Origin of the sequence: Vibrio sp. B181a (genome assembly GCF_030248375.1) — a bacterium.
Lineage (GTDB): Bacteria > Pseudomonadota > Gammaproteobacteria > Enterobacterales > Vibrionaceae > Vibrio > Vibrio campbellii.
On the sequence record NZ_JAHGAD010000081.1, the window covers coordinates 93,450 to 107,022 of the forward strand.

Consider the following 13,573-nt stretch of genomic DNA (forward strand, 5'->3'; position numbering starts at 1 on the left):
TACTTCTAAAGGGTAGTAAAAAAATGACTGATATCGACTTTCATACTATATGAAACCGAGCATTTTCATTGCTCCGGCGGCAGTATACATGCCATAGCTTATTAGAATTAATGCTGAGATGTTTCTAAATATTAACGATTTTTGCAGGTTCTGAAAATGCCTCGCACCATACCCGATTGCGAGCATCGAAGGTAGAGTCCCCAGCCCAAATGCTAGCATGATTAATCCGCCATTCAATGCGCTGCCCGAAACGGCAGACCAAGTGAGCGCTGAATAGACCAATCCGCATGGCAGCCAACCCCAAACAAAACCAAATGGGAATGCATGGGAGGGGTGCTTCAAGGGAAGTAGGCGTTTTCCTGCAGGGGAAATAAACTTCCAGATATACTGCCCGGCTTTTTCAACAACAAGCAGTCCTTGCCACCATTTAGCAATGTAGAGTGCAACTAAGATCATGAAAAGTGCAGCGACAAATCGAAGCCACGCAAGAGACTGGGTAAGGCCGCTTAACTCTGAAAGGCCTGATATCGCACCTCCAACCATTGCGCCAATTAAAGCGTAGCTTGCAAGTCTGCCAAAGTTATAGAAAAGAGGAATAGAGGAAGAAGGTTTGTTGTTCGGTGCGCCCATGGAAAGGAGAGAGGCGATGCCGCCACACATTCCCATGCAATGACCAGCCCCAACGAGGCCGATCATAAATGCACCAATAAAGTCTGGGCTCATAGAGAAACGCTATTGTTTTTTGTTGTTTGGTTTTTCGTCTTCATCAAGAAGAATGTTGTGTCCTTGTCGCTCTAGATCTTCAAACTGATCACTACGAACAGCCCAAAGGAAGATAGCAACGGCAACACAGACCAATACAATGGCGATAGGGATTAATATGTATAGACTTTCCATGTTTGATCTCTCACTTACTTCTCTTTAAGCAGTCGCAACGAGTTGGATACGACGATGATAGAACTTGCCGACATACCCACTACTGCAACATATGGTGCGACTAAGCCTGCAACTGCCAGCGGCAAAATTAACAGGTTGTAACCCAAAGACCAAGCCAAGTTTTCTCGGATTATCTTTCTTGTACGTATTGCAAGCAATCTTGCCTCTAATAATTTCTCTAAATTATCGCCTAGAAGCGTCATATCTGCTGATGCTTTCGCAACATCCGTACCACCGCCCATCGCGACAGAAAGGTGTGCCCCAGCCAGCGTTGGTGCATCGTTAATACCATCACCAACCATCATAGTGATGTCGTCTTGATCTAACCCTTTAAGATACGCGAGTTTGTCTTCAGGTTTTGCCGATGCGATCACATGGTCTATACCCATTTCATCCGCAACAGGCTGTGCATTTCGTAGTGAATCGCCAGTCAACAACGTTGTTTTAATGCCTGCATCCGCAAAACGTTGGATAAATGCTTTACTTTCTTTACGAATTGGATCGCGGTAGTAGAAGGTTGCGACATGTTCATGATCGACTGAAAGGTATACGGCGTTACCTTCATCGCGATTTTCACCCACAACGAAGCTTGCACTACCGATTTTTACTGTCTTGGTATTCCAAATACCTTGGATACCGGAGCCAATGATATTTTGAACATCACTGACGGTGAAACCTTCACGACCAAACCCTGAAAATGCGCGAGCAATAGGGTGGTTGGCATGAGCTTCGAGTGCGGCAGCAATGGCCAGAGTGTCGGATTCGCTTAAATCAGAGAAGGTTTGGGTTTCACTTATTTCGATGTCGCCTTTGGTCAACGTGCCTGTTTTATCAACCACAAGGTGATTAATCTTACACAGCGTTTCGAAAACATGGCCTTTACGCAGCAAGATACCAAAGTTACCCATACGAGAAGTTGCGCAAGTTAATGCCGTTGGTGTGGCTAAAGATAGAGCACATGGGCAGGTTGCGACCAGAACAGACAACATAATCCAGAATGCATCATCAGGTTTAGTTTGATGCCAGTACAACCAAGTTCCTGCAGAAATAATTAGAATCGCACCAACGAAATAGCGCGCGACTACGTCTGCAATCTCAGCAATTTTTGGTTTGGAGTGCTGTGCTTCATCTTGAAGACGGACTATATTCGAAATCATCGAGTCTGCTTTCGAGTTCGTTACTTCTAGCTCGAAAGACTCCTCACCATTTAATGTACCTGCGTAAACGGCATCTCCGGCTTTCTTAACCACGTGAACGGACTCGCCGGTCAGCATAGATTCATCGATATGGATACGACCGGAAATCACTTTGCCATCTGCCGGTATATGTTCGCCAGGAAGGACACGAATGCGATCACCAACCTTTAAGGTTCTTACCGGGATTTGTTCACCGTCTAGCGTCGTCGCAATCGCTGGGATTAACTTGAGAAGGTTGCCACTAGCTGCTGCTGCTTTGCGACGAGCTCGCATCTCTAAGAATCGACCGACCAACAAGAAGAAGGTAAACATCGAGATCGATTCGAAGAACACTTCGCCTTGTTCAGTCACCGTTGCAACTAAGCTCGCCACATAAGCAAATATGAGTGCAATGGATACAGGAACGTCCATCCCAAGGGTTCGCCCTTTAATGCTGCGCCATGCATTGAGGTAAAAAGGTAGAGCAGAATAGAGCAGTACAGGTGTCGCGAAGATTAAGCTTACCCAGCGGAAGTAGTTTTTAAACTCTGGCTCTAAATCGCCAAAGACTTCTAAATACAATGCTACCGCAAGCATCATTACTTGCATGGTTGCAAGACCCGCTATACCTAGACGATAAAGGTATTGTTTCATTGTATTGTGGTAGGTGGCTTCTTGCTTGTCTGCCTCAAAAGGGGCGGCTTTGTAACCGAGTTTATGAATGACCGACAGCAGTTCACTGAGTCGAACTTGAGTTTTATCCCAAGCGAGTAGAGCGCGGTTGGTTGTGGTGTTAACACGAATGGAAACCAAGCCTTTAACACCCGATACTTGTTTTTCAATCAACCAAGCACAAGCGGCACACGAGACGCCCTCCAAAGAGAGCGTGACTTCAGAAGTGTTCTCATGGTTACGAACAAACTCTGACTGAACATCCTCGTTATCATAATGGATGAGGGCTTGGAGTTGCTCAGGGACTAGATCCGCCTTTTCTGCTGGCGCCGTTCGGTATTGGTAATAGGAGACTAGACCACTATCGACGATAGTCTGAGCGACAGTTTCACAGCCCGGACAACACATATCGCGAATTTCACCCAATATTTCTACTTTGAAATCCGTGTTGGCTGGTACATCTTCACCACAGTGATAACAGGATTTACACATAGATTTACTTCATCAAAGTTGTTGGTTGCGCAGGGAATTCAACTCGACCTTGAATCATCCATTCTTGATTGTGTGGCTCAAGCTCGACGAACCAGGGACCTTTAATGGAGTCTTCTGGCGTTAAGCGATAGTTACCTTTTGCATCTGCTGTAAGCAGCTTCGAGAAATCATGGTCTGATAACGTACGGTGCGTGAACGTCGCAGTTAGCGCAGGGAAGTGCGGTAATTCGCCTTTATTAAAAGTGATGACAACGGTGTTGCCATCAGATGAAACGGTAGCGTTAAGACCAAGATCACGAGCGACATTCATTTTACTAATATCGATATTGATCCCTTTGCCTTTTTTATAATAATCCTCTGCAACCAACGAAACTGAATTGTTGGCGAATACGACCACTGTAACGATTGTCCATACCACAACAGTTAAAGGCAGGATGATCAGGAACCACGGCCAAAATTGTTTATACCAAGGCTTTACCATAAAAAAGTTCTCAACAGCTAAATGAAAAAATGTAAGGCTTTAAATTTAAAGGAAAGACAGCCCCTATGAAAGGGGCTGTTATTGAAATGTTACTTATTGTCAGAGTTGCTTAAACTCCAGACGTATGCCGCGACAAGTTGAACTTTGTCTTCGCCTAGAATGTCCTTCCAAGCTGGCATCACACCAGAGCGACCGTTCATGACTGTTTCTGTTACTGCAGCGCGTGAATCGCCGAATAACCAATCTTGGTCAGTTAGGTCAGGCGCGCCTACAGCAGGGTTACCTTTACCGTCAGTGCCGTGACAAGCTGCACACACAACAAAGCGAGCTTTGCCAGCCTCAGCTTCACGTGCGTTCACTTTACGACCAGATAAGCTTAGCGTGTAGCTTACAACTTCTTGAACACCTTGTTCACCAAGTGCATCTTTCCACGCTGGCATCTGACCGATACGGCCTTGCATGATAGTAGTCACGATAGCTGCTGGCTCACCGCCGTACAGCCATGCATCGTCAGTTAAGTTGGGGAAACCTTTCTGACCGCGAGCATCAGAGCCGTGACATTGCGAACAGTTCTGCAGGAACAAACGTTGACCAACTTTAATTGCTTCAGGATCTTGCGCAATCTCAGGGATAGGGCGTAGACCATCTGCGTTATGAGCAAGCGCGCGGAATGCTTCACCGAAGTAAGCATCTGCACTGCCCAATTCTTTCGCGTACTGATCGAGACGTTTTTGTTCTTGTGCCTCAGATATTGCTTTTTTTGAATCTTCTACGTTGGTTACCGTTTGATTTGAACTGGACCAATTTAGCAAACCTTTAAAGCTTCCTAGTCCAGGGTACATCGCCAAGTAAACAGCAGAAAATACAAAAGTGCTGATAAACAGATAGGTCCACCACTTTGGTAGAGGGTTATTGAGCTCACGAATACCGTCGTACTCGTGTCCCATATCTGCACCTTCCTCGACGCCCATTTTATCCTTAGCGCACCAAGTTAGGAGGATTGCACATCCAACTAGAGTACCGACAGTAATTACGATAACCCAGAGACTCCAGAATGTAGTCATTACTTCTCCACTCCTTGATTATTTGGTTTCACTTGCTCTTCATCTGCAAACACTAGATTGGCATCTTCCTCAAATCGTGCTTTACGCTTTTTACCAAATGCCCACCATACAATGCCAATGAAACTAGCAAAGAGAACAACGGTATAGATGCTGTGAATTGTACCGAAATCCATATCGACTCCTTATTTCATCGCATGACCAAGAGACTGAAGGTATGCGATGACTGCGTCCATCTCAGATTTACCTTGTACATCTTTAGTCGCATTTGCGATTTGCTCATCAGTGTACGGAACACCAAAATTGTCTCTGAAAAGCGTCAATTTCTTAGGAGTAAGCTTCCCATCGAGAATGTTTTCAGCTAACCACGGGTAACCTGGCATTATAGACTCTGGCACCAGTTCGCGAGGGTTGATCAGATGAACACGGTGCCATTCATCAGAGTAACGTCCGCCTACACGAGCCAAATCTGGACCAGTACGCTTAGAACCCCATAGGAATGGGTGTTCCCAAACGCTTTCACCAGCAACAGAGTAGTGACCGTAGCGCTCTGTTTCAGAGCGGAAAGGACGAATCATCTGACTGTGACACACATTACAGCCTTCGCGAATGTAGATGTCACGACCTTCCATCTCTAAAGCACTGTAGGCTCTTAAGTTGTCAACAGGCTCTGTTGTCTGCTTTTGATAGATGAGAGGCGTAATTTCAACAAGCGCCCCCCAGCTAATCGCAAACACGATAAAGATTGCCAATAAACCTACGTTACGCTCTAAGATTTCGTGGCGGTTATTAGAATTATTACTCACACTCAATTCTCCCTAAGCCGGTTGTGGAACTGCTTTTAAGCTCTCTTTCGGGGCACTAACCGTCTTGTAGGTGTTGTATGCCATCAAGAACATACCCGACAAGAAAATAAGACCGCCTAGGAAGCGAACAAAGTAGAATGGATGAGAGGCTGCAACGGATTCAACAAAACTATAAGTCAGTGTGCCGTCAGAGTTAACTGCTCGCCACATTAGCCCTTGCATTACGCCTGAGATCCACATAGCAACGATGTAGAAAACCGTGCCGATAGTCGCCAACCAGAAATGTACATTGATCAGTTTTACTGAGTACATACGTTCCTGACCGAAAAGCTTAGGTACAAGGTGATATACAGAACCGATAGAAACCATGGCTACCCAACCCAATGCTCCAGAGTGAACGTGTCCAATGGTCCAGTCTGTGTAGTGCGATAGTGCGTTCACTGTTTTTATTGCCATCATTGGACCTTCGAATGTAGACATACCATAGAAAGACAATGAAACAATTAGGAAACGCAGAATAGGATCGTATCGAAGTTTATGCCACGCGCCAGACAGCGTCATGATACCGTTGATCATACCACCCCAAGATGGAGCAAATAGAACCAGAGACATCACCATACCGAGGGATTGAGTCCAGTCAGGTAGCGCAGTGTAATGTAAGTGGTGAGGGCCAGCCCAGATATAAAGAGAGATAAGAGCCCAGAAGTGAACGATAGATAAACGGTAAGAGTAGACAGGGCGTTCAGCTTGTTTAGGAACAAAGTAGTACATCATACCTAGGAAACCAGCGGTCAGTAGAAAACCTACCGCATTGTGTCCGTACCACCATTGAACCATAGCATCCACAGCACCGGAGTAAATCGAGTAAGATTTACCAAGTGATACAGGAATAGCCATGCTATTAACGATGTGAAGTACCGCTACTGTGAGGATAAAGGCGCCGAAGAACCAGTTAGCCACATAAATGTGGGAGGTCTTTCGTTTGACCAATGTTCCGAAGAATACGACAGCATATGCTACCCATACGATAGCAATAGCGATATCTATTGGCCATTCAAGCTCTGCGTATTCTTTTGACGATGTGTACCCAAGTGGTAGGGTAATAGCGGCTGCGACGATTATTGCTTGCCATCCCCAGAACGTAAAGGCGACCAGTGGCCCCCCAAAAAGACGCGTTTGACAAGTTCTCTGTACGACATAATAAGATGTTGCGAACAGAGCACTTGTACCAAACGCAAAGATTACCGCATTTGTATGCAGTGGGCGTAAACGACTGAACGTTAACCACGGCGTATCAAAGTTTAGCTGTGGCCAAACTAACTGAGCGGCTATAAACACACCAACACCCATTCCGACAATTCCCCACAAAATAGTGACTAGGGTAAACTGACGAACGACTGTATAGTTGTAGCTTTGCTCTAGCTGCTTTACTTGGCTCATTTGCATGCTTCCAATTTCTAATTAACTACACTTTACTTCCAACACGACTTGCGTCGTAACACCACCCAAGTAAACTCTAGAATTCAAGTGTTATCATCACTTTATTTCCATTGCTGACTTTAATAAAAAGTGGCATTTTCAGCGTGACACTATACTTGAATTAACAATTCAATGACAGAGTAGTAACCTTACAAGGCCTCTGGAAATCATTTTTTATTTAAAAAGTTTGAAGTTTGTAACAAGGATATTAGGAATTATGGCCGCACAAAAGTTAACAAAGGCACGACTTGCACAAATCTTAATCATGCTCAGTCTTTTAATTGGTGCCTTTTTCTGGCGCACCTTTACTTACGAGACGAACAGAGAGGTAGATTGTTCACAAAAACAACGATGTGATGTAACAATTGGTGCTGAGAAAATAATCATAAATAAGACTTCGAAAGGGTTTTCGATCGAAAGCTCAAAAACAGACAGTCTGAAAATTGATCTAAATCAAACGGGGGATTTTATTAATATCGATGATGAATTTCGTGACATCGATTGGAATAGTATTTCTGAGAAGAAGACAATTAATTTCAAATTAAACGAAAACATTGTCCAAGTTCATTTATAAATCAGATCTGACACGAGATAATTACATCTTCTTATGCAATTAATACCGTCATGCTTAGCACTAAATTGTCGCAGTGGTATAACAGTAAAGTGATAACCAATAATAAAATCGTATGCAGTGCCAATCATTATTTACTCATATTACCGACGAATATTTAGCTATCAAACGATTTCGCTCTGAGCTGACTGAGGATAACCTTTCGCATATCGTCTGTTATTACACCGAAGAGTACGATTTCAGAGTAATCCAAAGCGCTTTTGTTGAGCTGTTCCCCGAGACAACCGTTCACGGTGCTAGCTCCTGCCAAGCGATAATGACAAATCATGGTTATCACCAAGGGCCGGTGATTGCGATACTCGCGATTTATGATTCGGGCCAGCACGCATATGGTACGGGTATCTCAACTTTTGGAGCAAATGTTGAAGCGAGTGTAGATGCTGCATTAAACATGGCATTGGTGCATGCAGATAGAATAGGAGAGGTGCCGAATCTCATCCTTTTACACGCAACCCCTGGCCATGAAGAAACCATCATTGAATGTATTGATGAAAGGTTTGGGACGCTAGTCCCTATCATTGGAGGGTCGGCTGCGGATAATAATATCGAAGGTAACTGGTCGATTATTACTTCTCAAGACGCTCAGCAAAACGGTGTTAGCCTGACGCTATTTTACTCATCACAGCCCGTTGATATCGCTTTTAGTGCTGGGCATTCACCAACGGGGATAACGGGTATTGCGACGAAAACGAAAGATCGCATCTTACTAGAGATAGATAATAAACCCGCTCTCGATGTCTACCGTGAGTGGACTAATCACCAAGAGACACAATCCGACAAAGAAAGCTTTCTATTTACCAACTCAAGTGCTTATCCATTGGGGAGAATCGCTGGGCATCTTTACGATAGACCTTACTACAAACTCTCACATCCAATAAGAGAGACCAAACAAGGTGGTATCGAGCTCTTTACAAGTATCCAAGAAGGCGAATCTTTGACGTTGATGCAGGGAAGTCGTCAGCATCTTGTCGCAAGAGCCGCAAGAGTAGTGAACGCAGCATTTAATCAAAAGTTAGAAGAGTCTCGAAAAATAGGGGTAATCAATATCTTTTGTGCTGGTCCTATGCTGCACTTAAAGCAGGACATAAACAGCGTTTGTGAACAAATTAACCAGGAATTAGAGAACCTACCTTTTATTTGCCCGTTTACTTTTGGTGAGCAAGGAAGATTTATAGGTGGCGAAAATGGACATGGAAACTTGATGATATCATCGGCAATTTTCCATAAACCTTATGAAAGATAAATATTTAGAGATTTACCAACAAGAAGCGTTACAAGAGGCACTTGTCGAACTAAAAGAGGCAAGACAGCGAGAGAAACTCTTAGCTGACGAAAACAAAGCAATCTTATCAGCCATTTCTGCTATGAGTGAGGCTCGTAATCGCCACGAAATTTTTTCCGGCCTCAACAGCGTTCTAAAGAAATACATCGACTTTGATGACTTCATCGTCATTACCCGTGACTGCAATCAACAAAATTTCAAAACACTTCTATCGACAAATAGCGTCTTTGATAGAGCTAGCTGGTTACCGGGTAACGCATCGGAGAGGGCGCTCAATGGTGAATGTATTTTGCTGTTTGAACCAATGCGGTTAAAGGAGTTTGAGGGGCTTAACTCCTTTATTAAAAGTCAGGTAAGTTCCATGCTTTTAACTGGTATTCGCTCTGAAGTTACGCAAACTATCATCATACTTGTTGGCGCACAAAAAGGGCACTTTAGTATCGAAAACAAAGAAACCCTCAGGCGCTTTCGACCTTTGATAGAAAGGGCGGTAATCGATATTGAAACGAAAGAAAAGTTACAACGTATCGTAGAGGTGCGTACTTCGCAACTTGCGAAAGCAAGAGAAGAAGCAGAACGCGCTAACCAATCAAAATCTGAATTTCTCGCTATGATGAGTCATGAGATTCGAACCCCTTTGAACTCGGTTTTGGGTATGCTCGACATATTAAGACAGTCGACGTTAACAGAAAGCCAATCTGAAGTTTTGAATCAAATGGAGTGCTCAGCAGATCTGTTATTAGCGATAATTAGCGATATCCTCGATTTGTCCAAAATAGAGTCGGGAAGCTTTCGTCTAAGCGAACAATGGACAAACTTGCGTGACGCGGTAACATTGATCATTTCCCAACAAAAACAGGTAGCTATAAGTAAAAACCTGAGTTTCGAATACCAATGTAACTTGGATAATAACAAGCAATATTGGATCGATTCGACCCGGTTGTCTCAAGTACTTTTCAATTTAATTGGGAACGCCAGCAAATTCACTGATTTTGGTGGTATCAACGTCTCGGTTATTGAACGTGATGGTGAGCTTGTAATCTCAGTGGTGGATACCGGAATTGGAATCCCTAAATCAAAAATCGGACATCTTTTCACTGCTTTCCATCAAGGAGACAGTTCGATTACTCGAAGGTTTGGAGGTACAGGCCTTGGACTTGCTATCACCAAACATTTGGTTGAAATGATGCGAGGAACAATCAGCGTTAAAAGTGAAGAGAATGTTGGATCACACTTTGAAATTAAGATACCTGTGTTAACGAGAAATAATCAAGATAGACCGGTAAAGATAGAGCCCAATCATCCATCAAAAGCAGTGAACCTTCTTGTTGTCGAAGATACAGAGTCTAATCAACTTGTAATTAAACTAATCTTAAACAAGTTAGGACATAATGTTTTTATTGCTAGCCACGGCGCAGAAGCAATCGCATTTCTTGAAGAACAAAGGCAAAACATCGACATCATTTTGATGGACGTCTCAATGCCAATTATGGATGGGATAACAGCGACGAGGCTAATCAGACAGAAAGGCATTAATATTCCAATCATCGCGTTAACAGCTCACGCACTGGAAAGTGACAAAACTACATGCATGAAAGCCGGCATGGACGGTTTTGTTTCAAAACCAGTTCGACGGCAAGAGATCTACGAAGCAATTCAATCGTTAGTTGAAACCGCGTAGCGCGTTAATATAGATCTTAACAATCGTAAGATTATTAAGATCTATATTAAGTATTTTATGGTAAATCACCATTATGTTTAATGACACTATCAAAAAGCGCCGTATTTTAAAATCTGAGAGGGATAGGAGACCAATCTAGAGAAGATTTGGCGTACGTTGATATTTCATTTAACATAACACATATAATGCGCACTGAATTGAGGATCCCACTGGGCTTGAAAACGCTACGGCAAATCCTGCACAAGCCATTGAAATTCCTGCTAATCCAAGCCCGTTATACTTTTTTGCGATGTTTTCCCACATGCCGCGAATCTCTGGATTCTCGTTGCGATCAGCGTGACAACCTAACAATGCAATCTCTGGGTCTATTCCTGATGCTTTCGCCAGAAAAACTGCTTCTGAATCAGAGATATAGCGCTTTCCTTTGCGCATTTCACTAACTCTAGACGCTTGCACATTCAAATCAGCTGCTATTTGTTTGTCTTGTACGTAGTTTTGAGCCTTTTTGTAGGCATCTAACAGTTCACTTTGATACATCTAAATTCCTCCGTTTCCAACATTCTAGCTCATCTGTTCCGATTTTTCGTATCTTGAACTTCCGGAAATTCGGAATTAGGATTCCGTTAAATCGGAATTTGACTACCTTGGTTTGGGCGTTTGCCCTTGACGCTCTCGTCTGGCCTTGGTGGTCACTCTAAACAGTCAAGGTGTTGCTATGAAAAAACTGTCTACTGAAAATGCGATCATTATCGATACAGAAACTACTGGCTTAGGCTCTGACGCAGAAATTGTTGAGTTCACTGCTATCTGTGCGGATTCTGGCAAAGTCATCGTGAACGAACTTGTTAAACCAACTTGTTCTATTCCTGCTGACGCGACAGCGATTCATGGCATCACCAATGAAGACGTTAAAGACGCGCCCGACTTTCATTTAGTCTTTTCAAATTACTTTCTCCCGCTTCTTAATGGTCGTCCAATCATCATCTACAACTCAGATTTTGATACGCGCTTAATCATCCAATCTTTGGATAAGCACTGTAACGCTGCTTACGTCCAAACTGTTCACGATTTGTTTTTCAAGTTCTGCGTTCCTCAGTGCGCAATGCTTTGGTACGCCGAGTTCTTCGGTGTTTGGAATGAACACCATGAAGATTACAAGTGGCAATCTCTAACTAACGCCTGTGCTCAACAACAAGTTGATGTGTCTGACTTAACCGCGCACCGAGCTCTGGCCGATTGCGAAATGACTCGTCGATTAATTCACGCTGTTAACTCACAGATTGAAAACCAAAACAATCAAAACTGTGACGGTGTCACTAAGTATAGTTCAAAGGCATAACCCATGAACGAAGCCCAAACCATCTATTACGACTTGCTGCCTGACTACACGGTTTCTGTGTTGGTCAAAGGCTGTGAAGAATGGGATTTACTTAAGTCTATGTCTCATCTCGAATCTTGGGCTTCGTCTGAATTTGTCTCTTATGAGTTGGTGTCTATCACCAACACTACTTACCAAGAACGCGTTGATTTAGGGGTCTTCGATGACTACTGCAACTAACATCCTTAAGAAATTCGATGAGCAGTCTGTTCATATTGACTACCTATGTTTTACATTTGCAGTCAAGGACTTACGCCATTGTCACAACGCGATTCAACGTCTTCACAAGCATGAGGAATACAAAGGTTTAGCGCCTAAATCTCTGTTACAACGTCACTGTAAGGCGCCTAAGTTCCCTGCTCCACCTCAGTTTAATGCGACCATCGCAGGCACTGCTGAAGAGATTGAAGCGTACAACAACGCCTTTGATATCTGTTACCGCAATTACCTAGAAGATTGCCTGCGCATCTTCACCAATCAGGTGCTTGGCTTGTCGCTTTCTGCACCTCGTGGCCTTGGCTTTCAGTTCTATTCTGAGTCTATGAAGTTGACCTCACCAGACGGTGAAGACTTCTGTGGTTTCGTGGGTATTGGTGGCAACAATGACACGGTGCATTTCCAAATTAATGGCACTGGTTGTAAGCATGTGTTTGCTCGTCGCGCGCCTTGGTCGCTGCATGATTGGCTTACTAACGTTCTTGGTGTTCAAACACTCGCGCGTGTCGATCTCGCTTACGATGATTACGACGGTATCTTTGATTGTGAATACGCGCGCAAAGCTTGGAATGATGATGCTTTCCGTACGGCTGAGCGTGGCCGTAATCCGGTTCTGCATGTTGACCATACGATTGCGGGCTTTCGTGATGGCCGTCCTGATTACACCAAAGAGCAATACTCTGTCGGCTCTCGTACTTCTCGCATCTACTGGCGTATCTACAACAAGGCTCTTGAGCAGAAACTCGCGAACACGGGTTTGGTTTGGTACCGCTCAGAAGTTGAACTTAAAAAATGGAACATCGATGTGCTGTTGAATCCTGCTGGCGCATTCGCGGCCATCAACGACTTCGCAGCGTCGATTTCTACTGCAAAACAATTCAATACAAAACCTGTCCCGACTAAACGTGCGGCGCTAGACCTGTTGGCTTCGGCTCACTGGATGCGTCGCCAGTACGGGAAAATCCTGAACTCTTTAATCGAATTCCATGAGGGCGACATTGAAACCGTTGTCGGCTCGCTCGTCCGTGATGGAACCAAATTCACCTTCCCCGATACCTACGGCAAGTTGGTGACACACATATTGGAGACCTAACAAATGTCTAAATCTGTTTTTGTCCTAGGCATGGACATCACTTGGAACTCGGCACGTGGTGATAGTGCACAACTGAACATCTCGCGCCCACTACGTGAAATTAACTCGGAGAAATTCAAGCGTCGCACCATCGGCGAATCTGGTGACGTAAACCCACAATGGGATCAACCTTTGATGATTGATCATGAAT

The 13,573-nt window shown here is 44.0% G+C and carries 16 protein-coding genes; 7 read left to right on the forward strand and 9 right to left on the reverse strand.

The genetic code is table 11. The annotated features are described in order from the left end of the window. Positions 1-45: 45 nt before the first annotated feature. The 8 genes from KIO97_RS24180 to ccoN all read right to left on the reverse strand — a co-directional run bounded on the left by KIO97_RS24180 (position 46) and on the right by ccoN (position 7,063). The gene (locus KIO97_RS24180) at positions 46-723 is read right to left on the reverse strand and encodes a sulfite exporter TauE/SafE family protein (RefSeq protein ID WP_045398634.1); all 678 of its coding nucleotides are present in this window, start codon (positions 721-723) and stop codon (positions 46-48) included. 9 nt (positions 724-732) lie between these two features. Continuing rightward, positions 733-897, reverse strand: a complete 165-nt coding sequence (gene ccoS, locus KIO97_RS24185; RefSeq protein ID WP_005429857.1) for a cbb3-type cytochrome oxidase assembly protein CcoS — start codon at positions 895-897, stop codon at positions 733-735. 14 nt (positions 898-911) lie between these two features. After that, positions 912-3,275, reverse strand: a complete 2,364-nt coding sequence (locus KIO97_RS24190) for a heavy metal translocating P-type ATPase metal-binding domain-containing protein (protein WP_285384169.1) — start codon at positions 3,273-3,275, stop codon at positions 912-914. Positions 3,276-3,279: 4 nt separating this feature from the next. Continuing rightward, positions 3,280-3,756 (reverse strand): FixH family protein, encoded by a 477-nt coding sequence (locus tag KIO97_RS24195; RefSeq protein WP_285384170.1) that lies wholly within the window; start codon positions 3,754-3,756, stop codon positions 3,280-3,282. 89 nt (positions 3,757-3,845) lie between these two features. After that, complete coding sequence (gene ccoP, locus KIO97_RS24200; protein ID WP_005528470.1) at positions 3,846-4,820, reverse strand: cytochrome-c oxidase, cbb3-type subunit III; 975 nt, start codon at positions 4,818-4,820, stop codon at positions 3,846-3,848. After that, a complete protein-coding gene (locus KIO97_RS24205; protein WP_005528472.1) occupies positions 4,820-4,993 on the reverse strand; it encodes a CcoQ/FixQ family Cbb3-type cytochrome c oxidase assembly chaperone in 174 nt (57 codons plus the stop codon). The genes ccoP and KIO97_RS24205 overlap by 1 nt, the downstream gene beginning before the upstream one ends. Positions 4,994-5,002: 9 nt before the next feature. Beyond that, positions 5,003-5,623 carry a cytochrome-c oxidase, cbb3-type subunit II gene (gene ccoO, locus KIO97_RS24210; protein WP_005528475.1) on the reverse strand — a complete coding sequence of 207 codons (621 nt, stop codon included), beginning with the start codon at positions 5,621-5,623 and terminating at the stop codon, positions 5,003-5,005. 12 nt (positions 5,624-5,635) lie between these two features. Then, positions 5,636-7,063, reverse strand: a complete 1,428-nt coding sequence (ccoN, locus tag KIO97_RS24215) for a cytochrome-c oxidase, cbb3-type subunit I (RefSeq protein ID WP_285384171.1) — start codon at positions 7,061-7,063, stop codon at positions 5,636-5,638. Between the two features lie 256 nt (positions 7,064-7,319). On the opposite strand from ccoN, the gene KIO97_RS24220 reads away from it, so the two are divergent. The 3 genes from KIO97_RS24220 (at position 7,320) to KIO97_RS24230 (ending at position 10,696) form a co-directional block, all read left to right on the forward strand. Then, the gene (locus tag KIO97_RS24220) at positions 7,320-7,676 is read left to right on the forward strand and encodes a hypothetical protein (RefSeq protein ID WP_043883267.1); all 357 of its coding nucleotides are present in this window, start codon (positions 7,320-7,322) and stop codon (positions 7,674-7,676) included. Positions 7,677-7,788: 112 nt separating this feature from the next. After that, positions 7,789-8,976: an FIST signal transduction protein gene (locus KIO97_RS24225; RefSeq protein ID WP_285384172.1), complete on the forward strand. Its 1,188-nt coding sequence runs from the start codon at positions 7,789-7,791 to the stop codon at positions 8,974-8,976. Continuing rightward, a complete protein-coding gene (locus KIO97_RS24230) occupies positions 8,966-10,696 on the forward strand; it encodes a response regulator (RefSeq protein WP_285384173.1) in 1,731 nt (576 codons plus the stop codon). Before KIO97_RS24225 ends, KIO97_RS24230 begins: the two co-directional genes overlap by 11 nt. A 168-nt stretch (positions 10,697-10,864) precedes the next feature. Here KIO97_RS24230 and KIO97_RS24235 read toward each other — a convergent pair whose 3' ends face one another. Further along, positions 10,865-11,233 carry a DUF3693 domain-containing protein gene (locus tag KIO97_RS24235; RefSeq protein WP_285384174.1) on the reverse strand — a complete coding sequence of 123 codons (369 nt, stop codon included), beginning with the start codon at positions 11,231-11,233 and terminating at the stop codon, positions 10,865-10,867. A gap of 178 nt (positions 11,234-11,411) precedes the next feature. On the opposite strand from KIO97_RS24235, the gene KIO97_RS24240 reads away from it, so the two are divergent. From KIO97_RS24240 to KIO97_RS24255, 4 genes are all read left to right on the forward strand, one after another. Next, the gene (locus KIO97_RS24240) at positions 11,412-12,035 is read left to right on the forward strand and encodes a 3'-5' exonuclease (protein ID WP_182053307.1); all 624 of its coding nucleotides are present in this window, start codon (positions 11,412-11,414) and stop codon (positions 12,033-12,035) included. 3 nt (positions 12,036-12,038) lie between these two features. Further along, positions 12,039-12,254, forward strand: a complete 216-nt coding sequence (locus tag KIO97_RS24245) for a hypothetical protein (protein WP_005531344.1) — start codon at positions 12,039-12,041, stop codon at positions 12,252-12,254. After that, positions 12,238-13,383 (forward strand): replication initiation factor domain-containing protein, encoded by a 1,146-nt coding sequence (locus tag KIO97_RS24250; protein WP_285384175.1) that lies wholly within the window; start codon positions 12,238-12,240, stop codon positions 13,381-13,383. Before KIO97_RS24245 ends, KIO97_RS24250 begins: the two co-directional genes overlap by 17 nt. A 3-nt stretch (positions 13,384-13,386) precedes the next feature. Then, on the forward strand, positions 13,387-13,573 hold a 187-nt coding region (locus KIO97_RS24255), incomplete at its 3' end, for a DUF1293 family protein (protein ID WP_285384176.1).